This window comes from Demequina lutea (genome assembly GCF_013409005.1).
GTDB lineage: Bacteria > Actinomycetota > Actinomycetes > Actinomycetales > Demequinaceae > Demequina > Demequina lutea.
Window position 1 is genome coordinate 1,669,847 of sequence record NZ_JACBZO010000001.1, and the last position, 21,667, is coordinate 1,691,513.

Annotated in this window: 17 protein-coding genes; 6 read left to right on the forward strand and 11 right to left on the reverse strand. The window is 62.8% G+C overall.

Annotated elements, in window-relative coordinates; translation table 11 throughout:
• Nucleotides 1-133 precede the first annotated feature (133 nt).
• Genes whiA through uvrA form a run of 5 tightly spaced genes read right to left on the reverse strand, consistent with a single transcriptional unit; the run spans nt 134 to nt 7,729 of the window.
• A complete protein-coding gene (gene whiA, locus BKA03_RS08155) occupies nt 134-1,111 on the reverse strand; it encodes a DNA-binding protein WhiA (RefSeq protein WP_179397909.1) in 978 nt (325 codons plus the stop codon).
• Between the two features lie 5 nt (nt 1,112-1,116).
• Nucleotides 1,117-2,076, reverse strand: a complete 960-nt coding sequence (locus BKA03_RS08160; protein ID WP_179397910.1) for a gluconeogenesis factor YvcK family protein — start codon at nt 2,074-2,076, stop codon at nt 1,117-1,119.
• A complete protein-coding gene (gene rapZ / locus BKA03_RS08165; protein ID WP_179397911.1) occupies nt 2,073-2,993 on the reverse strand; it encodes an RNase adapter RapZ in 921 nt (306 codons plus the stop codon). Before rapZ ends, BKA03_RS08160 begins: the two co-directional genes overlap by 4 nt.
• Nucleotides 2,990-4,867 (reverse strand): excinuclease ABC subunit UvrC, encoded by a 1,878-nt coding sequence (gene uvrC / locus BKA03_RS08170; RefSeq protein ID WP_179397912.1) that lies wholly within the window; start codon nt 4,865-4,867, stop codon nt 2,990-2,992. The genes rapZ and uvrC overlap by 4 nt, the downstream gene beginning before the upstream one ends.
• 9 nt (nt 4,868-4,876) lie before the next feature.
• Nucleotides 4,877-7,729 carry an excinuclease ABC subunit UvrA gene (gene uvrA, locus BKA03_RS08175; protein WP_179397913.1) on the reverse strand — a complete coding sequence of 951 codons (2,853 nt, stop codon included), beginning with the start codon at nt 7,727-7,729 and terminating at the stop codon, nt 4,877-4,879.
• Nucleotides 7,730-7,839: 110 nt separating this feature from the next.
• On the opposite strand from uvrA, the gene BKA03_RS08180 reads away from it, so the two are divergent.
• Nucleotides 7,840-8,163: a YciI family protein gene (locus tag BKA03_RS08180; protein WP_179397914.1), complete on the forward strand. Its 324-nt coding sequence runs from the start codon at nt 7,840-7,842 to the stop codon at nt 8,161-8,163.
• Here BKA03_RS08180 and BKA03_RS08185 read toward each other — a convergent pair.
• The 6 genes from BKA03_RS08185 to polA all read right to left on the reverse strand — a co-directional run bounded on the left by BKA03_RS08185 (nt 8,160) and on the right by polA (nt 17,347).
• The gene (locus BKA03_RS08185; protein ID WP_179397915.1) at nt 8,160-9,170 is read right to left on the reverse strand and encodes a TerC/Alx family metal homeostasis membrane protein; all 1,011 of its coding nucleotides are present in this window, start codon (nt 9,168-9,170) and stop codon (nt 8,160-8,162) included. The two genes, BKA03_RS08180 and BKA03_RS08185, sit on opposite strands and share 4 nt — an antisense overlap.
• A 25-nt stretch (nt 9,171-9,195) precedes the next feature.
• Nucleotides 9,196-11,259, reverse strand: coding sequence for an excinuclease ABC subunit UvrB (gene uvrB, locus BKA03_RS08190; RefSeq protein ID WP_179397916.1), 2,064 nt, complete (start codon nt 11,257-11,259; stop codon nt 9,196-9,198).
• 34 nt (nt 11,260-11,293) lie between these two features.
• A complete protein-coding gene (gene coaE, locus BKA03_RS08195; RefSeq protein WP_179397917.1) occupies nt 11,294-11,887 on the reverse strand; it encodes a dephospho-CoA kinase in 594 nt (197 codons plus the stop codon).
• Nucleotides 11,888-12,001: 114 nt separating this feature from the next.
• Nucleotides 12,002-13,489, reverse strand: coding sequence for a 30S ribosomal protein S1 (gene rpsA / locus BKA03_RS08200; RefSeq protein WP_179397918.1), 1,488 nt, complete (start codon nt 13,487-13,489; stop codon nt 12,002-12,004).
• Nucleotides 13,490-13,623: 134 nt separating this feature from the next.
• Nucleotides 13,624-14,646 carry a 6-phosphofructokinase gene (locus tag BKA03_RS08205; protein ID WP_179397919.1) on the reverse strand — a complete coding sequence of 341 codons (1,023 nt, stop codon included), beginning with the start codon at nt 14,644-14,646 and terminating at the stop codon, nt 13,624-13,626.
• A gap of 19 nt (nt 14,647-14,665) precedes the next feature.
• Nucleotides 14,666-17,347 (reverse strand): DNA polymerase I, encoded by a 2,682-nt coding sequence (gene polA / locus BKA03_RS08210; RefSeq protein ID WP_308477965.1) that lies wholly within the window; start codon nt 17,345-17,347, stop codon nt 14,666-14,668.
• Between polA and BKA03_RS08215 the strand changes: the two genes are divergently transcribed.
• From BKA03_RS08215 to BKA03_RS08235, 5 genes are read left to right on the forward strand one after another with little or no spacing between them, the layout of a single operon-like run.
• Nucleotides 17,337-17,735 carry a PaaI family thioesterase gene (locus BKA03_RS08215; RefSeq protein WP_179397920.1) on the forward strand — a complete coding sequence of 133 codons (399 nt, stop codon included), beginning with the start codon at nt 17,337-17,339 and terminating at the stop codon, nt 17,733-17,735. The genes polA and BKA03_RS08215 overlap by 11 nt on opposite strands.
• Nucleotides 17,736-17,795: 60 nt before the next feature.
• Nucleotides 17,796-18,965: a branched-chain amino acid ABC transporter permease gene (locus tag BKA03_RS08220; RefSeq protein WP_308477966.1), complete on the forward strand. Its 1,170-nt coding sequence runs from the start codon at nt 17,796-17,798 to the stop codon at nt 18,963-18,965.
• 3 nt (nt 18,966-18,968) lie between these two features.
• Entirely contained in the window at nt 18,969-20,000 is a 1,032-nt protein-coding gene (locus tag BKA03_RS08225) for a branched-chain amino acid ABC transporter permease (RefSeq protein ID WP_179397921.1), read from the forward strand.
• Nucleotides 19,990-20,835 (forward strand): ABC transporter ATP-binding protein, encoded by an 846-nt coding sequence (locus BKA03_RS08230; RefSeq protein ID WP_179397922.1) that lies wholly within the window; start codon nt 19,990-19,992, stop codon nt 20,833-20,835. The genes BKA03_RS08225 and BKA03_RS08230 overlap by 11 nt, the downstream gene beginning before the upstream one ends.
• Complete coding sequence (locus tag BKA03_RS08235) at nt 20,832-21,587, forward strand: ABC transporter ATP-binding protein (RefSeq protein WP_179397923.1); 756 nt, start codon at nt 20,832-20,834, stop codon at nt 21,585-21,587. The genes BKA03_RS08230 and BKA03_RS08235 overlap by 4 nt, the downstream gene beginning before the upstream one ends.
• Nucleotides 21,588-21,667: the final 80 nt, after the last annotated feature.

Consider the following 21,667-nt stretch of genomic DNA (forward strand, 5'->3'; position numbering starts at 1 on the left):
GGGGCAGCGCTTCTGTGCGCGGGGCGCCACCGAAGCGGTGCCACTGCTGCAACCTTACTACGGAGCGTCCACGGCCGGTGCGACGTAAGTCCCCAAAATGCGAGCACTCAAACGCACTCGCAACAGCCTCGCGCTAGCGGAGAAACTCCGGGCTGATCCCGGCCTCGGTGTCGGGAATTCCGAGGTCCTTGGCCATCTTGTCTGCCGTCGCGAGCAGCCTGCGAATTCGCCCCGCCACCGCGTCCTTTGTCAGTGGCGGCGTCGCGAGCCTTCCGAGTTCTTCAAGAGACGCATCGCGATGCGCGATCCGCAAGGTTCCAGCCTCGCGAAGGTGCTCCGGCACCTCGTCGCCGAGAATCGCAAACGCCCTTTCGACCCGTGCGCTCGCGGCGACCGCGGCTTGAGCCGAGCGGCGCAGGTTTGCATCGTCGAAGTTCGCGAGCCTGTTGGCGGTACCACGCACCTCACGCCGTGTGCGCTTCTCCTCCCACTCGAGCACCGAGTCGTGCGCCCCGAGACGTGCGAGCAGCGCCGAGATCGCGTCGCCGTCACGAATCACAACCCGATCCACTCCCCTGACCTCGCGGGACTTCGCGGTGATACTGAGCCTGCGTGCAGCGCCGACCAGCGCCAGCGCGGCCTCCGGGCCGGGCGACGTGACCTCGAGGCTCGCAGAACGACCGGGCTCCGTGAGCGAGCCGTGGGCGAGAAAAGCCCCACGCCACGCGGCCACAGTGTCCTCGATTGAGCCGCTCACCACTTGAGGAGGCAGTCCCCTGACCGGACGGCCTCGGTGATCGAGCAGTCCGGTCTGCCTCGCGAGCGACTCGCCCTCCTTCACGACGCGAACCACGTAACGGTTTCCACGCTTGAGCGCACCACCGGACACGACGATGATTTCGGACCCGAGGTTGTACACCTCGTGGATGAAGGTGCGCAGCCGACGCGCAGAAGCTGCCGTGTCGAGCTCGGCCTCAATGACGATGCGTCCGGACACGATGTGGAGACCACCAGCGAATCTCAGCGTGGTGGCGATTTCCGCCTTGCGTGCGGAAACCTTCTCTACCGTGACGCGCGCGAGCTCGTCCTTCACCTGTGCCGTGAGCGCCATGGGGACTATCCTCTCATCCCCTGGGGTGCACCCGCCGCCCCAAGCTCCTCGATGAGGTGAGAGAACTCCCTCGCGAGGCGATCCACGTCATGCCGATCGGTGGCATCGGCCCGCTTCATGTTGGCGAACACGAGCCTCGAACCCCACGCCTCAACTTCGACCTTGAGCAACGGATCGGCTCCGTGCGAGACATCCGCGAGGACGACTGCGGGCCGGAATCTAGGCTCGATCCTCCGCAAGGCGCGCACGTCGTCGGCGCGATCCGCGCCCGAGGTCTCGACATCGTCGTATGCAATATTCAGAACAAGGATCGTGCGATCCGACGCCGCCACCAATTCGTCTGCGACCGGCTTCACTAAGAAATGCACCAGGACCGATGTGTACCAAGAGCCGGGGCCGAGCACTACCAGGTCCGCGTTTCGAATCGACTCAAGTGTCGCGGCCGGAACGTGCGGCGATGAAGGGTGGATGCCTAGCCCCGACACGATGCCATTCGCCGTCGCGACCGCCACTTGACCCCTGACGAGACGGGGACCGTCAACGCCCTCGACCGTGGCGGAGATTTCCAGGGGCTCAATCGCGAGGGGAAGAACCCTGCCCTGAGCGCGGAGGAGCTTTGCCACCCAGTCAAGGCCGTCAACCACGTCCCCAGTGCGTTCCCAAAGGCCAGCTATCAGTAAATTTCCCAGCGAATGTCCGTTGAGGGGCCCGGGCGTGGAGAAGCGTGTTTGCAGAACATCCCGCCACGTACGACCCCACTCGCCGTCATCGCACAATGCGCTGAGCGCCATCCGAAGATCGCCGGGGGGCACGATGCCCATTTCCTCTCGAAGTCGCCCAGACGAGCCCCCGTCGTCGGCAACCGTCACAATCGCGGTGAGCCGCTCGGTGAGTGGCCTAAGAGCGCTGAGACTCGCAAAGAGGCCGTGACCGCCGCCCAGGGCCACGACGCGCGGCCCAGTCACGACATCGGCCTGTCCCTGTGAGTCACCCGGACGTGGAGTCCCTGTGACCGAAGGGCCTCACCCAATGCCTCGGCGATGGCGACCGAACGATGCTTGCCGCCGGTGCAACCGATCCCTATGGTCACCGAGTGCTTGTCGTACGAGCGATACAAGGCCAACACCTCGCCCAAGAGGGACGCATATTGCGTCACAAACTCCTGCGCACCCTCAGAGCCGAGCACGAAATCCCTCACGGCGGGATCGAGGCCGGTCAGCGGCCGCAAGGCCGGAACCCAGTGCGGATTGTGGAGAAATCTGGCGTCAGCGACGAAATCGGCATCGGACGGAAGACCGTTGCGGTACCCGAAGGAGACGACGTTGACCGTCAGCGGAATATCGTGCAGGCCCACCTCCGAGGTGATGGTCTCGCGAAGCTCATGGACGTTGAGTTTGCTCGTGTCAATGGTCAGATCGGCTCGGTCGCGCAGCGTTCCAAGCAACGCACGTTCCCTCGCGATGCCTTCGAGCAGCGTTCCGTCACGTTGCAGAGGGTGGGGACGTCTTGCCTCCTCGAAGCGCCGCACCAACACCTCGTCAGACGCGTCGAGGAATACCAATCGAACGGGGATGCCTCGTTCTGAGAGGTCGTCCACGACGGCGTCGAGGTCTTGGAAGAACTCCCCTCCCCTCACATCCACGACGGCGGCGACCCGGTCATGTGGCTCTCTCCCCACCATTGCCACGAGGCCACCGAGAAGCTGTGGAGGCAGGTTGTCCACCACATACCAACCCAGATCGCCCAACACTCCTGCTGCGTGGGTTCGTCCCGCACCCGACATGCCGGTGAGAATCATCACCTCGGGCGGAATGGTGGGCGCGTCGAAACTGGGCTTGGGGAAGCCCGAGGGATACGTGACCGGGTTCGGCTCGTCCGTCATGTCTCCAGGATGCCATCCCGGCCGTGAAGACTCGCGTGAATCGCCCGCGCCGTGGCCTCTCCGACTCCTGGCACCCTCGCAATTTGCTCCGCCGAGGCCTCCTTGAGGCCCGCCAGCGAACCGAAGTGTCGCATCAATGCGATCGACCGCGTGGGGCCCACGCCTGGAATCTCATCGAGCGTCGAGGCAGTCATGGCCTTTCCTCGCTTGGCTCTGTGGTTCTTGATGGCGAAGCGGTGAGCCTCGTCACGGACCCGTTGGAGCAGATAGAGCGACTCCGATCCACGGGGCAGGATCGCTGGATACTCCTCTCCAGGTAGCCAGACCTCTTCCAGCCTCTTCGCGAGGCCGACGACGGGAATGTCAGGGACACCCACGGCGTCCATCGCCCTGCGCGCCGCCGCGACCTGAGGAGGGCCTCCGTCGACGACAACGAGTTGCGGCGGATAGGCGAACCGTGCCGTCTCCCGCTCCTCCGGGGAGAGTCGCGCCTCCTCGATGTAGCGCGCAAACCGCCTGGTCAGCACCTCGGTCATGGCCGCCGTGTCGTCGACAGCGTCAGCCACCGAAAACTGCCGATACTCCTTCTTCTTGGCCAATGCGTCTTCGAACACGACCATCGACCCCACCTGATGGGTGCCCTGAGTGTGCGAGATGTCGTAGCACTCGATCCGCAATGGCGCCTCCACCAAGCCGAGGTGATCCTGAAGATCCCGAAGGGCCGCCGAGCGCGTCGTGAGATCTGACGCACGTTTGAGCCGATGCTGGTCAAACACCTGCTGCGCGTTCTTCGCACCGGACTGAGCAAGTTCGGCCTTCTTGCCGCGGGTAGGCACCCTGATGGACACCGACGCGCCCCTCAAGCCGCGAAGATAGGCGCCAATCACCTCGCCGTCGGTGGGTTCACACGGAACGAGAACCTCGGCAGGGATGGATTCTGCGGTGTCGTACGCCTCTTGGAGCAAGGCGTTCACCATTTCGGCCGGGGTCAACGGTTCGGGCTTGTCGACCACCCAACCGCGCTCTCCGACGATGCGACCGTCGCGGACGTAAAACACGTGCGCCGCGGCCTCAAATTCGTCGTCCACCAGGCTGAAGACGTCCGCATCCGTGCCCTGGGCAAGGACGACCGCGTTTCGCTCGAGGACACTCGTGAGCGCACGGAGCCTGTCCCTCGCCCGCGCGGCCACCTCGAAGTCTTCGCGCTCGGACGCCGCGACCATGGTGTCCGTCAGGTCGCGGATCAGCGGCTTCGCATCGCCCGCAAGCACCTGGCACACCCGTTCCGCAAGCAACCGGTGCTCGGCTTCCCCGATCTTGCCAACACAAGGGGCCGCACACTTGTCGATATACCCCAGGAGGCACGGTCGCCCCTGGCGCTCGGCCTTGTGAAACACGGCTGGCGCACACGTGCGCATCGGCAGGACGGTCAGGAGAGCATCCACGGACTCGCGAATCGCCCACGCCTTGGCGTACGGCCCGAAATAGCGCACGCCCTTCTTGCGCGCTCCACGCATGACCTGCATGCGAGGAACGGCCTCGTTCATGGTGACCGCGAGGAACGGGTAGGACTTGTCGTCCTTGAAGACCACATTGAAGCGGGGGTCGTACTCCTTGATCCACGTGTGCTCAAGGACGAGCGCCTCGACCTCGTTGCGCACCACTGTCCATTCGACCGACGCGGCCGTCGTCACCATCGTTCGCGTGCGTGGATGAAGCGCGCTCAGCGGTTGAAAGTAGTTCTGCAGTCGCTGCCGGAGGTTCTTGGCCTTTCCGACGTACACGACCCGGCCGTGTGCATCGCGGAAGCGATAGACGCCCGGTTGAGTGGGGATCGTCCCCTGCGCGGGGCGATAGTCGGCGGGATTGGCCACGACGTCAGCCTAGGCCGGGGCCGCCGCGGCCAGTTGCGCCCGGAGGAGATCAGCGAGGAACACGCCGGTGAAACTATCGGGGTGCTCCGCGATGTCTTCTGGCGTGCCTTCGGCGACCACAAGTCCGCCGCCGGATCCCCCTTCAGGCCCCATATCGATCACCCAGTCTGCCGACTTGATGACGTCGAGATTGTGCTCGATCACAATCACCGTGTTGCCCTTGTCGACCAGTCCCTCGAGAACGCCAAGAAGCTTCCTCACGTCCTCAAAGTGCAAGCCCGTAGTCGGCTCATCGAGAACATAAATGGTGCGGCCCGTCGATCGGCGTTGCAGCTCGGACGAGAGTTTGACGCGCTGCGCCTCGCCGCCCGACAGGGTCGGCGCCGGTTGGCCGAGCCTGACGTAACCCAAACCCACCTCGACGAGCGTCGTGAGGTGTCTGGATATCGCTGGGATGGCCTCGAAGAACTCGGACGCCTCCTCGATCGGCATGTTGAGTACGTCCGCGACGCTCTTGCCCTTGAAGTGGACCTCGAGGGTTTCCCGGTTGTATCGGTCTCCCTTGCATACCTCGCAAGGGACATAAACATCGGGAAGGAAGTTCATTTCGATCTTGAGCGTGCCGTCGCCGTGACATGACTCGCAGCGACCGCCCTTGACGTTGAACGAGAACCGGCCGGGGCCGTACCCACGCATCTTCGCCTCCTGGGTCTCCGAAAACAGTTTCCGCACCTTGTCCCACACGCCCGTGTAGGTCGCGGGGTTCGATCGCGGTGTGCGCCCAATGGGCCCTTGGTCAACGTGGACGATCTTGTCGAGCTGAGCCGTGCCGTCGATGCGGGTATGGCGACCCGGAACTTGACGCGCGCGGTTGAGTTCGTTTGCGAGAGCCGTGTACAGGATCGTGTTGACCAGGGTCGACTTGCCCGAACCAGACACCCCCGTCACTGCGGTGAACACGCCCAGCGGGAAGGTCACGTCGATGTCCCTGAGGTTGTGCTCGCGCGCACCGACAACCGTGATTTGCCTGGAAGCGTCGATCGCTCGCCGAGTCGCGGGTACCGGGATCCGCTTGCGTCCGGAAACGTACGCCCCGGTCAGGGAGCGCTCGTTGAGGAGCAGATCGGCATACGTACCCGAGTGGACCACCTCTCCCCCGTGCTCGCCTGCGCCTGGCCCGATGTCAACGACCCAGTCTGCCGTGCGAATCGTGTCCTCGTCGTGCTCGACGACGATCAGCGTATTTCCCAAGTCGCGCAGTCGCGTCAGGGTTTCGATCAGGCGCCTGTTGTCTCGCTGATGGAGCCCGATGCTCGGCTCATCAAGCACATACAGGACGCCGACGAGGCCCGAACCAATCTGTGTGGCGAGTCGAATGCGCTGCGCTTCGCCACCCGAGAGGGTTCCGGCTGCCCGGGACAAGCTGAGATAGTCGAGGCCAACGTCCAGAAGGAACCCGAGGCGCGCGTCGATCTCCTTGAGGACCTGCACAGAGATGTGGCGGGAGCGCTCGTCCCACTCGACGCCTCCCAGGAACGAGCGTGCCTCGCGGATGGACATCTCGCAGAGCTCGGCGATCGATGAACCGCCCACGGTGACGGCAAGAACCTCGGGCTTGAGGCGCGCGCCCTTGCACACCGGGCACGGGATCTCGCGCATGTACTGCTCGTACTTGTCTCGCGAGTAGTCCGATTCGGTCTGGCTGTGAAGCCTCTCCAGCCAGGTGATGGCGCCTTCGAAGCCGGTCGTGTATTGCCTTTCGCGGCCATACCGGTTCTTGAACCGGACATGAACCTCGTAGTCCTTGCCCGTCAGCAGCGAGTCCTTGACCTCTTGACTCAAGTCCTTGAAAGGCGTCGTCATCGAGAAACCCATGTCTTCGGCGAGCGCCTTCACCATGCGGCCGAAATAGTCGGACGCCATCGCCTCCCACGGCGCGATCGCACCCTCAGCAAGCGAACGAGCCGGATCCGGCACCACAAGCTCGGGATCCACCTCGAGCTGCATGCCGATGCCTGTGCACTCGGCACACGCGCCATACGGGGCGTTGAACGAGAACGTCCTTGGTTCCATCTCTTCGAGGCTGAGGACGTGGTCGTTCGGGCACGCCCTCTTCTCGGAGTATCGCCGCGAAGGGATCTCGCCTTCCACGGGATCGATGATCACGAGCCCCTCCGCGAGACGCAAAGCAGTCTCTACCGAATCCGCAAGGCGTTGACGAATGCCGTCTCTCGCTACCAACCTGTCGACCACCACCTCCACGTCGTGCTTGAGCTTCTTCTCCAGCAGCGGTGGCTCGGCCAGCTGAATCGTCTCGCCGTCCACACGGGCGCGGGCAAAGCCCTGTTGCTGCAGATCGGCAAAGAGATCGGCGTATTCGCCCTTTCTTCCCCTCACCATGGGCGCCAGCACCTGGTAGCGCGTGCCCTCTGGCAATTCCAGCACGGAGTCAACAATCTGCTGCGCGGTCTGGGATGTGATGATCTCGCCACATACGGGGCAATGCTGCACACCCACACGCGCGTACAAGAGGCGGAGGTAGTCGTATACCTCGGTGATGGTCCCCACCGTCGACCGCGGGTTGCGGTTGGTCGACTTCTGATCGATCGACACGGCGGGAGAAAGGCCCTCAATGAAGTCGACGTCTGGCTTGTCCATCTGTCCAAGAAATTGGCGCGCATAGGCGCTCAGCGACTCGACATACCGCCGTTGACCCTCCGCGAAGATCGTGTCGAATGCAAGCGAAGACTTGCCGGAGCCTGACAGACCGGAAAACACGATGAGCGCGTCACGAGGGAGCTCGAGATCAATGCCCTTGAGGTTATGCTCGCGCGCACCCCTCACCACCAACTTGTCGTTCACACAACCACCCTACGTGATGCAAGTCGAACGTGTGTTCGAATCACCATGTCTTTACAATACGGGACAACAGTCACGAGCCCAAGGCTGTTCCTACCGCGCAGAATGGTCTCATGTCTCTATGGATTATCGAGTACACGTATGACAAGCGGGAGGCACTGCGCGCCTCGCTGCTCGACGACCACTCTTGGTATCTGGCTGGACTCGCCGATGCGGGGGCGATGATCGCCTTCGGTCCTTGCGAGGACGGCAACGGCGAACTACTGATCGCATCGGGTTCAAGCAGAGCACACGTCGAGGATTTGGTCTCCGGCGACCCGTATGTCTGCGTCGGAGCGGTCAAGGAAATGCGTATTCGACGCTGGGAGGGCCGCCTCTTCCCCTCGTGGCAGGCGAGCAGGATCCTCTCCGAGGAGCCTCAAGACGGGCCGTCCTAGTCACATTCTTCCGCGGCCGGCATGGCGGCCTCCGATCCTCGGGTAGCAATGACACTCGCCGCTCCGGCACCACCGATGGCGAACACAATGACCACCAAGGAAAGCCAGGTGGGGATCTCGGGGGCCCACTCCACGCCTTGTCCTCCATTGATGAATGGCAACGAGTTCGCGTGGAGTGCCTCGAAAATGAGTTTCACGGCGATGAACGCGAGAACGATCGAAAGCCCATACGACAGGTACCTGAGGCGCCTGAGCAACCCCTCGACCACAAAGAAGAGTTGGCGCAGACCCATGAGCGCGAAGGCATTCGTCGCGAAGACAAGGTAGGGGTCTTTGGTGAGGCCGAAGATCGCGGGGATCGAATCGAGCGCGAACAGCACGTCTGTGGAACCGATGGCGATCATGACGAGCAGCATCGGCGTGACCAACCGACGGCCACCCTCTCGCACGGTCACGGCCCCATCCCGATAGTTCTCCGTCGCGGGAACAAGTCGCTTCACGACTCTCATGAGCCGGTTCTCTCGATACTCCACATCTCCCTCCTCAGCCCCTCCTTCGCGAGCCACGGAGAACGCGGTCCACAGCAAGAAAGCGCCAAAGAGGTAGAACACCGCGGAGAATGCGGAGAGCGCCACCGCACCCACGGCGATGAATATTCCCCTCAATACCAAGGCAAGGACGACCCCGACGAGCAGGACGCGCTGCCGATACACAGCCGGGACCGCGAAGCGGCCAAGGATGACCAGAAAGACGAAGAGGTTGTCGACGGAGAGAGACCACTCGGTGAGGTAACCGGCGAAGAAGGCATCGGGCCCATCGAGGTTGGGCGACCGCCACCAGAGCATCGAGATGCCAAAGAGGCAAGCGAGGCCCACGTAGAACAGGGTCCACCGGACCGATTCGTTGAAGGTGGGCTCATGCGGACGGCGAACGACCACCACAAAGTCGAACGCCACGACAACCAGCACCCCAACCAGGGTGATTGCCCATACGGTCGCTGAGGTCACCCGCACATCCTAGGCACCGGCGGGGTTAGCCCGCCTCCATCATCTGCCGTAGTTCCTTCTTGAGCTCGCCTATCTCATCGCGGAGCCTGGCGGCAAGCTCGAACTGAAGCTCGCCCGCCGCCCCGCGCATTTGTGCGGTCAGACTCTCGATGAGGGTCGCGAGGTCCTGGGAGGGGCGCTGCATTTTCGATGAATTGCCCGCGGACGGAGACGATGACCTCTGACCTTTGCGCACCTCACGCAGCGTCTCCACGGTGTCGGCCTCCTCCCGGGCGAGCATCTCGGTAATGTCACCGATGCGTTTGCGCAACGGCGTCGGATCGATTCCGTGCTCGGTGTTGTAGTCGACCTGCTTCTGCCGCCTGCGATTAGTCTCGTCGATGGCCAACGCCATCGAGTCGGTGACCCTGTCGGCATACATGTGAACCTCGCCCGAGACATTTCTCGCGGCCCGCCCAATTGTTTGAATGAGCGACGTTCCGGAGCGCAGGAACCCCTCCTTGTCGGCATCGAGAATGCTGACGAGCGACACCTCCGGCAGGTCGAGGCCCTCTCTCAGAAGGTTGATGCCCACGAGCACGTCGAAGCGCCCCATGCGCAGTTCGCGCAGGAGTTCGACCCTGCGGAGCGTGTCCACATCCGAATGCAGGTATTCGACCCGCACGTCCCGCTCGGAGAGGTACTCCGTAAGGTCCTCCGCCATCTTCTTGGTGAGCGTCGTGACCAGCACGCGCTCATTTCGCTCGACACGCAGCCTGATTTCGTGGAGAAGGTCGTCAATCTGGCCTTCGGTTGGCTTCACCACGATCTGCGGATCGACAAGTCCGGTCGGTCGAATGATCTGCTCGACAACGCCGTTTCCGCGCGCAAGCTCATACTTTCCCGGCGTCGCCGAGAGGTACACGGTCTGACCGACCCGTTCCTTGAACTCGTCAAAACGCAGTGGCCTATTGTCCATGGCGGACGGCAGACGAAAGCCGTGATCGACAAGCGTGCGCTTGCGCGCGGCATCGCCCTCATGCATCGCGCCGATTTGGGGCACAGTCACGTGGGACTCGTCGATGACGGTGAGAAAGTCCTCGGGGAAGTAGTCGATGAGGGTATGCGGCGGCGTGCCCTGTTTGCGTTGCTCGATGTGCCGCGAGTAGTTTTCGATTCCCGAACACGTGCCGACCGAGCGCATCATCTCGAGATCAAACGTGGTTCTCATCTTGAGGCGTTGAGCCTCGAGGAGTTTGTTCTGCTTCTCAAGCTCCTCGAGACGCTCGCCGAGTTCGATCTCAATGGTCGAGATGGCCTTGCTCATCCGCTCCTGGCTTGCCACATAGTGCGAAGCGGGGAAGATGTGGATCATCTCCCTGCGCTCGACAATTTCGCCCGTCAAAGGGTGTAGCGCATAGAGCGCTTCGATCTCATCCCCGAACATCTCGATGCGTAGCGCGAGCTCCTCATATACGGGAATGATCTCGATGGTGTCTCCCCTCACGCGGAACGTACCGCGAGTGAACGCGAGATCATTTCGCGCGTACTGAATCTGCACGAATTCCTTGAGCAGCGACTGCCGGGACACCACGTCGCCCACCTGGAGCGACACCATGCCCTGGATGTATTCCTCCGGCGTGCCGAGCCCGTAGATGCACGACACCGAGGACACGACGATCACGTCCCTGCGGGTCAGGAGCGAGTTCGTGGCCGAGTAACGGAGCCGCTCGACCTCCTCGTTGATCGAAGAGTCCTTCTCGATGAACGTGTCGGTCTGGGGGACGTACGCCTCGGGCTGGTAGTAGTCGTAATAGCTGACAAAATACTCGACCGCGTTGTTTGGCATGAGGTCCCTGAACTCGTTTGCCAATTGCGCGGCGAGGGTCTTGTTGTGAACCATCACGAGCGTGGGCCGCTGGAGTCGCTCGATGAGCCACGCGGTGGTCGCCGACTTGCCGGTTCCGGTCGCGCCCAACAGGACGACGTCCCGTTCGCCGGCCAAAATCCGTGCGGCGAGGTCCTCGATCGCGCTGGGCTGGTCACCCGAGGGGATGTACGGCGAGATGACCTCGAAACGATTGTCCGCCCGCCTGAGGTCTGAAGTCATAGCACCACGATATCTCGCGTCACCGACACGGCGGTCAGGAGGGGAAGTGCTCCTTCCAGAACCAGTCGACCTGGGCTCGCAGGGCGTCTGTGGTTCCTGCGCCATCGAGATGGACGTCGCACACCAAGGCACGGTCCACGTCCGTTGCCTGCGCCCCGATCCGTTGCAGGGCCTGTTCCCTCGTCATGCCCCTGGTTGATTTGAGCCTGGCCAACCGCACCCCGACCGGCGCCTCAACGCACACCACCATGTCAAAGTGACCGCCCCGGCCGGTCTCGACAAGCAACGGAATGTCGTGCACCACGACCCCAACGCCGTCATTTCGCGCTTGGCGATCGGCGGCATCGGCCGCTGCAAAGACGTAGGGGTGAATGATCTCGTTGAGCTTGTCCCTGGCGTGGTCGTCCGTGAAGACGATCGCCGCGAGGGCCGCTCGATCGAGTTGACCCGCGGTGACAATCCTGTCGCCAAACTCACCGACGATGTCGGCCAAAGCGCCGGAGCCCGGCTCAACAACACGCCTGGCCAGCACGTCGTGGTCAATCACGCGGGCGCCCAACTCGCCAAAACGGGTCGCTGCAGTCGATTTTCCAGCACCGATGCCGCCCGTGAGCCCGATCCGTAGCACGCGGACAGGCTGTCACGGAAACACCCGTCACGCAACACGATCCGCCGCTGTCGTCCCCGAACGAGGAGGGGCCCCCGACCAACAGGTCGGGGGCCCCTCCTCGTGAAGTGTGTTCTAGTTGCCCGTGAGCTTCTCGCGCAGAGCGGCAAGCCGCTCGTCGGAGGCCAACGTGCCGCCCTCTGCCTCGGACTCTTCGTGAGACGAGTAGGAGGTGGTACCCGAGTCTTCTGCACGCGCGCGCTTGCGCTGTACGGGAGCCTCGGACTCGGCCTCGATCGCCTGAGCGTCCTGCTTGGCCACAAATGCCTTGTGTGCCTCCCAGCGCTCGTGCGCCTTGGCGTAGTCGGCCTCCCAGGCCTCGCGCTGGACATCGAAGCCCTCGCGCCATTCCTGAGTCTCGGAGTCGAAGCCCTCGGGGTACTTGTAGTTGCCGGCCTCGTCGTACTCGGCCGTCATGCCGTACAGCGCGGGGTCGAAGTCCTCGCCTGCGGGGTCGACGCCTTCGTTTGCCTGCTTAATGGACAGCGAAATGCGGCGACGCTCGAGGTCGATGTCGATGATCTTGACGAAGACCTCTTCGTCGGCGGCGACGACCTGCTCGGGCAACTCCACGTGGCGCACGGCCAGCTCGGAGATGTGCACGAGGCCCTCGATGCCGTCGTAGACACGAACGAACGCGCCGAACGGAACGAGCTTGGTGACCTTACCTGGCACGATCTGACCGATCGCGTGGGTGCGTGCGTACACGGCCCACGGGTCTTCCTGCGTGGCCTTAAGCGACAGCGAGACGCGCTCGCGATCCATGTCGATGTCGAGAACCTCGACCTCGACCTCCTGGCCCACCTGGACGACCTCGTTGGGGTGGTCGATGTGCTTCCACGACAGTTCAGAGACGTGCACAAGGCCGTCAACGCCACCGAGGTCAACGAACGCGCCGAAGTTGACGATCGACGACACGACGCCCTTGCGCACCTGACCGGGGGCCAGCGCAGTCAGGAACGACGAGCGCACCTCAGACTGCGTCTGCTCAAGGAAGGCACGGCGCGACAGGACCACGTTGTTGCGGTTCTTGTCGAGCTCGATGATCTTGGCCTCGATGAGCTGGCCGATGTAGGGGCCCAGGTCGCGGACGCGACGCATCTCCACGAGCGAGGCGGGCAGGAAGCCGCGCAGGCCGATGTCGACGATGAGTCCACCCTTGACGACCTCGATGACCGTTCCGGAGACGACGCCGTCTTCTTCCTTGATCTTCTCGATCGAGCCCCAGGCACGCTCGTACTGAGCGCGCTTCTTGGACAGGATGAGGCGACCTTCCTTGTCCTCCTTGGTGAGGACGAGGGCCTCGACGGTGTCACCGACGTTCACCACGTCGTCGGGATCGGCGTCGTGACGGATGGAGAGCTCGCGGGCAGGAATGACGCCCTCGGTCTTGTAACCGATGTCGAGCAGAACCTCGTCACGGTCGACCTTGACGATGATGCCGGAGACAAGGTCTCCGTCGTCGAAGTTCTTGATTGTCGCGTCGACGGCGGCGAGGAAATCTTCGCTCGAGCCGATGTCGTTGAACGCGATGGCGGTGGTCTCGGGGGTGGATACGGACATAGAGGGAGTGACTCCGGAGTTTGATGGAAAATGGAAGGTACGCGGGCAGCAACGCATGACGCTACAGGCCAACGGAAATCCTACCCCGGCGTGTAGCGGGCGCACAAACGAATTGTGCAGTCGTTAGCGGACTGTTACAGACCCCACGCAGCCTCGAGCAGCTCCTTGGGGACCCACTTGGTCTTGCCCATCATTACCGAGAAGTCCTTGAGGACGATATCTTCGCCTTGGAGCGCTGTGTACTTCCCAGACTCCCCTGCCACGATTGCGTCGATCGCGGCAATGCCGAAACGGGTTCCGAGCAGCCTGTCGGATGCGGTGGGAATGCCTCCACGCTGAACGTAACCGAGCACCGTGAGCCGAGTGGGGAATCCCGTCATCAGTTCGATGGCCTTGGTCACTTCGTGGCCAATCGAACCCGCGATGGGGTTGCCCCTCTCGTCGATTGTCGGGCTCCCCGTCCAGTTGGAACCCTCGGCAGGCACCGCACCTTCGGCAACAGCGACGATTGAGAAGTTCTTGTACCTGTGCCGATGCTTGATCTTCTTGACAATCACCTCGATATCGAAGGGCTCTTCGGGTGCCAGGATGATGTCCGCGCCGCCTGCCATACCCGCAGTCACCGCGATCCATCCCGAGTGGCGCCCCATGAGCTCGACGACCATGACACGGTTGTGGGACTCGGCGGTGGAATGTAGACGGTCGATTGCCTCGGTCGCAATGGAGACTGCGGTGTCGAAGCCGATCGCCGCGTCGGTGCCCACGACGTCGTTGTCGATCGTCTTCGGAATCCCAATCACAGGAATGCCCGTGGCCTCCGACACCTTGCCAGCAGCCTTGAGGGTGCCATCGCCGCCGATACAGATGAGCCCATCGAGCTTCTCGTTGACGACCGTCTCTTGAACGGCCTCCATCCCACCCTCGACCTTGTGGGGGTGGCAGCGAGCTGTGCCAAGCATCGTTCCACCAACAACGAGGATTCCGGAAACGTCATCGCGGGTTAGGGGCCGCGCGTCGCCATCAATGACGCCCTGCCAGCCGTTGCGAAAGCCCACGATTGAGCAGCCGTGCTCTGACGTGCCCCGCTTGACCACGGCTCGAATCGCCGCGTTGAGTCCAGGACAGTCGCCGCCGCCAGTCAAAATTCCGATGCGCATGGCCACACTTTAACCGGTATCAGTGGCCCGCAATCCGCCAATTGGTCCCACGTCCGACGTTCACGTCCAAAGGAACCGACAGTTCTCCGGCGCGGGCCATCTCCTCGCGGAGGATGGTCTCCACTGCGTCCGCCTCGCCGGGCGCCGCCTCCACCACCAGTTCATCGTGCACCTGCAAAATCTGCCGCGAGGACAGCCCCTCGGAGGCAAGACGGCCGTCGACGGCTAGCATCGCGCGCTTAATGAGATCCGCTGCACTGCCCTGAATCGGTGCGTTAAGCGCCATGCGTTCGGCCATGTCGCGCCGCTGTCTGTTCGATGACTCGAGGTCTGGCAAGAACCGCTTTCGCCCGAACAGGGTCTCGGTATAACCGTCGATCGTCGCTTGCTTCACGACGCCGCTGAGATATTCGCGGACCGCGCCAAAACGCGAGAAGTAGTCGTCCATGAGGGCCTGCGCCTCGCCCACGGACACGCTCAACTGGCGGGCAAGACCAAAGGATGACAAGCCGTAAGCGAGCCCATAGGACATCGCCTTCACGTGAGAACGCATCTGAGGAGTCACGCCTTCAGGGGGCACACCAAACACCCTCGAGCCGACGAATCGGTGCAGGTCCTCGCCTTCCTTGAACGCGTTGATGAGGGCCTCGTCCCCACTGAGGTGAGCCATGATCCGCATCTCGATCTGGCTGTAATCGGCCGTCACGAGAGTCTCGTACCCTTCGCCGACCACGAATGCCTCGCGGATGCGGTGTCCCTCCTCGGTCCGAATAGGAATGTTCTGCAGGTTCGGATCCTTGGACGACAGCCTGCCGGTCGACGCAACCGTCTGAGAAAACGTCGTGTGGATTCGCCCGTCGGTGCCGATGGCGTCGCGCAGCGTCTGAATGATTTGGGCGAGCTTTGTGGCGTCCCGATGGGCAAGCAGCGCCTCAAGGAACGGGTGCGGTTGGCGCTCGTAGAGATCGGCGAGCGAGGCGGCGTCCGTCGTGTAGCCGGTCTTGATCTTCTTGGTCTTGGGCATGCGAAGTTGCTCAAAGAGCACCTCCTGGAGCTGACGAGGCGACCCAAGATTCACACGAGTGCCGATCGAGGCAAACGCCTCTTCGGCGGCCTTCTCCACACGGCTCAGCGCCTGTGAAGACAGCGACTCGAGCTCGCCGTCATCGACCGCGACCCCCGACTCTTCCATGCGGAACAGGGCCTCGACGAGCGGGATCTCCATCTCGCGATACAGCGAAGTCATCGAACTCTTCGTCAGGTCCTCAGCGAGAATCGCCGCGAGACGCTGCACTCGATGCGCGTTCTTCGCCGCCTCCTCAAGCGCCGACCCACCCATCCCAAGATCGAGTTGCCCTCCAGCGGCCGCGGTGCTCCGTTCACCCAGCAACCGCTCGGCGACATCATCGAGGTCGAGTCGGCCCTGGGCTGGCACGGCGAGATATGTGGCGATCTGCGTGTCGTCTGCCACCCCCCCCAAGCGATAACCCCGTGTCGCGAGAGCGTGCATCGCGTCCTTGGCTCCATGGAATACCTTCGCGACCGCCGCATCCGCGAGCCAAGCCGCTAGCGCCTTGTCCTCGTCTTGAGCGATCGCGCCGAGGTCGAGGCCCCACGCGTGCTCACCTTGTGCGATCCCGAGCGCCCACGCGTCCCCCGCGTCCGACCGGACGTGCAGGGCGACTGACCCGGTGAGCGCCACCACCTCCGCTACCGCTGCAGGAGCGGACACCGTGACGTCGACGGCAGAGGTGACCTCCTCATCGTCCACTCCCGTGCTTGGGTCGGTGACGAAGGCGAGAAGGCGCGACCGCAGGCCCCTGAATTGAAGCGCATCGCACACCGCGTGAACGGCTGCGGCATCCGCACCGTGCAGGCGCATCTGGTCGAGAGTGACGTCTACCTCGAGGTCTGTCAGCAGATGGTTGAGCTCCCTATTGAGTCTCACCGTGTCGAGATTCGCGCGCAGGCTCTCCCCCACCTTGCCAGGAATGTCATTCGCCGAGGCCAGGATCCCGTCGAGGCCGCCGTACGTCGCGATCCACTTGGCCGCGGTCTTTGGCCCCACCCCTGGCACCCCCGGGAGGTTGTCCGAAGTCTCGCCTACCAAGGCAGCCAGATCGGGATATTCGTGCGGGGCGACCGCATACCGCTCAAACACCGTCTCGGGCGTGTATTCGATGAGATCGCTGACGCCCTTTCGCGGATACAGCAACGTCACATCTTCCGTGACGAGTTGAATCGTGTCCCGATCCCCCGAAACGACGAGCACCCTCATGCCTGCTTCGCGCCCGAGGCGCGCATACGTGGCCAACAGATCGTCGGCCTCGAAGCGGGGCTTGTCGACTGCGGCCACTCCCAACGCCTTCAGCACCTCGCGCATGAGCGGCACTTGCGGCTCGAACTCCGGGGGCGTCGCGTCGCGAGTTCCCTTGTAACTGGGCAATCGTTCCGTCCGGAACGTGCCACCCGGCAAGTCGAATGCGACGGCCGCGTGCGTCGGCTTGCGGTCCCCGAGGAGCGTCGCGAGCATCGCCGTAAAGCCGTAGACGCCATTGGTGGGCGCACCGTCCGACGTGGCGAAATTCTCGACGGGTAGGGCAAAGAAAGCGCGAAACGCCATCGACAATCCGTCAACTAGTAGCAACGTTTCCTTGGCTGATTGGCTCACAGGTGCCAACCTATCTCTTATGACCGACACCGAAGCGGGTATGGACTACCCATACGAAGGCCTCATCGCCAGACTTGGCATCACCGTGGAGTCCGTCGCACCGGACCGCGCCGTGGCATCGATGGAGGTCGAGGGAAACACCCAGCCCTATGGCTTTCTGCACGGCGGCGCATCGGCCGCGCTCGCTGAAACGGTGGGGTCCCTGGCGGCCATGGCCCATGCGGGTTCCGGACAGATGGCCGTCGGCGTCGACCTCAACATCACCCACCACCGCGCGTTGACTTCAGGAACGATCACGGCCGTTGCCACCGCAGCGCACCTCGGGCGGACGGTCGCAACCTATGACATCGCGATACTTTCCGGGGACGAAAAGCGGATCGCCACGGCGCGACTCACTTGCTACATCAGGAACACATAGCACACACAGCGGAAACATCAGTGGTCTAGATTAGGCCGAAACCGACTGGGAAGGACGACTGTGAGAGCAGCGCTCGACACCCGTGCCATTGTTCGCGCCGGAGTGATCCTCGTCGTCGTGGCGTTGGCGATGACGCTGTATTCAGCGTTTATCGGCAACGCGGGAAGTGATTCCAGCCGTGCCATATCGGCGGCCGGAGCGACGACGGGCACCATCTCCACCACCGCCATTAACGAAGCGCCAATCGCCCCATTGAGTGAAGCTAGTGCGGTCACGGGCGTCGCCACCGCTACGGACCCAACACCGACTCATGTCAACCGCCTTGCGCAGAATGTCGTCAACGGAGTCACCTTCGGTCTGCTGCTCGCCTTGGCCTCCGTCGGACTGTCATTGATCTACGGAACAACGGGGCTCAGCAACTTTGCTCATGGTGAGCAAGTCTCATTTGGCGCGATCCTCACCTACTTCTTGGCGACCAGCGACAAGGTCTCGCTACCGCTGATCCCCAAGGAGTTCACCATCGGGCTACCGCTGGTCGTCGCAGCGATCCTTGCGGTCATCATCGCCGGTGGCTCTGGCTGGCTCCAGGACAAGTTCCTGTGGGGCCCACTGCGCCGCAAACGCGTCGGCGTCGTGCAGCAGATGATCGTGTCAATCGGCCTGTCACTCGCGCTCGTCAATCTCCTCCAGTGGTGGATGGGCGGCCGCAAGATGCGGCTCACCACCTCGATCGACACACGCCACCATTGGGGAGGGATCGAAATCAGCAACCAGACGATCATTTCCATGGTCATTGCGATCGTGTGTTTGCTTGCCGTGTCATGGTTCCTGCTCTACACGCGCCTTGGCCGTGCTACCAGGGCGGTCTCTGACAACCCATCGCTGGCCGCAGCCTCGGGCATCAAGGTTGACTCGATCGTGCGCCTCGTATGGATTCTTGCCGCGGCGCTCGCCGCGGTGGGTGGAATCCTGCTCGCCTTGTACGAGCAGGCGACGTCCTTCGACGCTGGTTCTCGGATGCTGCTCCTCATGTTCGCGGCGGTGACGCTCGGCGGCCTGGGCCAGCCGTTCGGTGCCCTCGTCGGGTCTCTCGTCATCGGCATCGTCGTCGAGGTATCGACCCTGTGGTTGCCGCCAGACCTCAAGTTCGCGACGGCTCTTGCCATTCTGATCGTGGTGCTGCTTTTTCGACCTCAAGGAATACTCGGACGACCGGAAAGGGTGGGTTAGACCATGGACTTCGCCGGACTACTCACCGATGCGGGTCGCGAATTGTTCGCACCCACGACGGCCGCGTTCGCGCTCGCCGCAATCGGGCTCAACTTCCACTTTGGGCTTACCGGACTCCTCAACATGGGTCAGGCAGGCTTCATGTTGCTCGGGATGTACGGGTACGCCATTACCGTGCGAGACATCGAGAACAACAACGGGCAATTCCTAGGGGTCGCCATGTCGGCGGGAGCGACAGTCGCTCTCGGCTTTCTGGTCGCCATCGTTCTCGCCGTGCTCTTCGGGCTCCTACTTGGATGGCCGACGCTCAAACTTCGAGGCGACTACTTGGCAATCGTCACGATCGCGGCCGCCGAAATGGTACGTTTCCTGGGCCGTTCGCAGTCCTTCCAGGGTCTCACCGGCGGTTCCACCGGTATCCGCGGGAAGGACTTCAAAGGACCCTTTGAGTCCCTGTCGCCGTTCCCCGACCGTCAGATCACCATCGGCCCCTTCACGATGCACGGTTCAGTCTCAACCTCGTGGTGGCTCGTGATCGTCTCATGGTCCTTTGTTGCGGTGGCTGCCTTGTTGTTCTGGAGGCTGTCGCGCTCGCCTTGGGGCCGAGTGCTCAAGGGCGTCCGCGAGGACGAGGACGCGGTGCGTTCGCTCGGTAAGAACGTTTACGGATACAAGATGCAGGCTCTCGTGCTTGGTGGCGTCATCGGCGCATTGGGTGGTGTCCTGTGGTCATTCGGCAACGCGGTGGCTCCGGACTCGATGGGAAGGCCGACCACGTTCTGGATCTGGACGTTGTTGCTTCTCGGAGGCGCCGCTACGGTCTTTGGGCCGATTCTGGGCTCGGCGCTTTTCTGGACAGCGCTCGTGCTCGTCAAGGGCCTTGCCGCGATGTTCATTCCCGCCACCTGGCTCGCCCCCACACAACTCGAGCCGTTCTCGCTCATGCTCGTGGGCGTGACGTTGATGCTCTTGGTGATCTTCAGACCACAAGGGGTCCTCGGAGATCGAAGGGAGTTGGCGATCAATGACCGCTAGGGAAGATCCTTTCGCACACGTCAACGCTATGCCTGGGGCCGCCAAGGTGGACCCGATTATCGTCGCGCATGGAATTCACCGCACCTTTGGTGGCCTCACGGCGGTCGACGTGGAGCACCTCGAGGTGCAACGCAACGCCATTACGGCGCTGATCGGGCCGAACGGCGCGGGAAAGTCGACGTTCTTCAACCTCTTAACTGGATTCGACAAGCCCCAAAAGGGCGAGTGGTCTTTCAACGGAGAGTCCTTGCAGAGCCACTCCCCCGCCAAAGTGGCGCGGGCCGGTATGGTGCGCACCTTCCAGTTGACGAAGGCACTGTCGCGCATGACAGTCATCGAGAACATGCGACTTGGAGCCGCGGGCCAGGGCGGAGAGGCCTTCTTCACCGCGCTCGTGCCGCCCCTCTGGCGGGCCAAGGAGGCCCTCATCACGATCAAGGCAGAGGAGCTCCTCACCCGCTTTCAGCTCATCGACAAGCAGAACGACTTCGCGGGTGAACTTTCCGGTGGACAGCGCAAGCTGCTCGAGATGGCGCGCGCGCTGATGTCGGATCCCGAGATCGTCATGCTTGACGAGCCGATGGCCGGGGTGAACCCGGCGCTCACGGAGTCGCTCCTTGAGCACATTGTCGAGTTGCGGAATCAGGACGTCACCGTCTTGTTCGTCGAGCACGACATGCACATGGTGCGTCGCATCTCCGACTGGGTGGTGGTCATGGCGGAGGGCAAGATCATCGCCGAGGGCCCGCCAGAGACGGTAATGCAGAACACTGCCGTTCAAGATGCCTACCTTGGCGCACATCACGACACCGACCTGTCGGAGGACCTCTCATGACCGCGTCACCGATCCAGAGGCCAGCCGCGTCGACGGAGGTCGTTCTCGAGGCGACGGACGTTTTCGCGGGCTATCTGCCCGGAATCGACATCCTCAACGGTTGCTCCATGACCGTCAAGGAGGGCGAGCTCATCGGCATCATCGGCCCCAACGGAGCCGGGAAATCGACGTTCCTGAAGGCTCTCTTCGGCCTGGTACCCGTGCGCTCGGGAACAGTGAAGCTCCGTGGCGAGTCGATCACGAACGTTCGTGCCGACGAGCTGGTGAAGCGCGGCATCGGCTTCGTGCCGCAAAACAACAATGTGTTTCCCTCGCTCAGCATCGAGGAGAACCTCGAGATGGGCTCGTTCCAACAGCACAAGAAGTACAAGGAACAACTCGAAAAGATCTTTGACCTGTTTCCGGTCCTTGGCGAACGCCGCAGTCAGCGTGCCGGCTCCCTCTCGGGAGGCGAACGGCAAATGGTGGCGATGGCCCGAGCCCTCATGATGGACCCCGCCGTGCTGTTGCTTGACGAGCCGAGTGCGGGGTTGTCCCCCGTGCGCCAAGACGAGACATTTGTGCGCACTCGTCACATCAACCGCACCGGCGTCACCGTCATCATGGTCGAGCAAAACGCCAGGCGCTGCCTGCAGATTTGCGACAGGGGCTACGTGCTCGACCAAGGCACTTCCGCATACACCGCGAGCGGCCAGGAGCTGCTGAGAGACCCCAAGGTCATCGAGTTGTACCTGGGAACGCTCGGCGCCTAACGGATCCGCTGAAGGCCCCGGTCCCTCGTGGGCCGGGGCCTTCGTCGTTCCCACTGGCGTTCCGGCAACCCCGCGGCGGG

Coding starts and splice junctions, on each gene's coding strand:
- whiA (WP_179397909.1), bottom strand. CDS start 1,111: ATGGCGCTCACGGCACAGGTGAAGGACGAGCTCGCGCGCGTCACGGTA.
- rapZ (WP_179397911.1), bottom strand. CDS start 2,993: ATGACGGACGAGCCGAACCCGGTCACGTATCCCTCGGGCTTCCCCAAG.
- BKA03_RS08180 (WP_179397914.1), top strand. CDS start 7,840: ATGTCTCTATGGATTATCGAGTACACGTATGACAAGCGGGAGGCACTG.
- uvrB (WP_179397916.1), bottom strand. CDS start 11,259: ATGACTTCAGACCTCAGGCGGGCGGACAATCGTTTCGAGGTCATCTCG.
- rpsA (WP_179397918.1), bottom strand. CDS start 13,489: ATGTCCGTATCCACCCCCGAGACCACCGCCATCGCGTTCAACGACATC.
- BKA03_RS08205 (WP_179397919.1), bottom strand. CDS start 14,646: ATGCGCATCGGAATTTTGACTGGCGGCGGCGACTGTCCTGGACTCAAC.
- BKA03_RS08215 (WP_179397920.1), top strand. CDS start 17,337: ATGACCGACACCGAAGCGGGTATGGACTACCCATACGAAGGCCTCATC.
- BKA03_RS08225 (WP_179397921.1), top strand. CDS start 18,969: ATGGACTTCGCCGGACTACTCACCGATGCGGGTCGCGAATTGTTCGCA.
- BKA03_RS08230 (WP_179397922.1), top strand. CDS start 19,990: ATGACCGCTAGGGAAGATCCTTTCGCACACGTCAACGCTATGCCTGGG.
- BKA03_RS08235 (WP_179397923.1), top strand. CDS start 20,832: ATGACCGCGTCACCGATCCAGAGGCCAGCCGCGTCGACGGAGGTCGTT.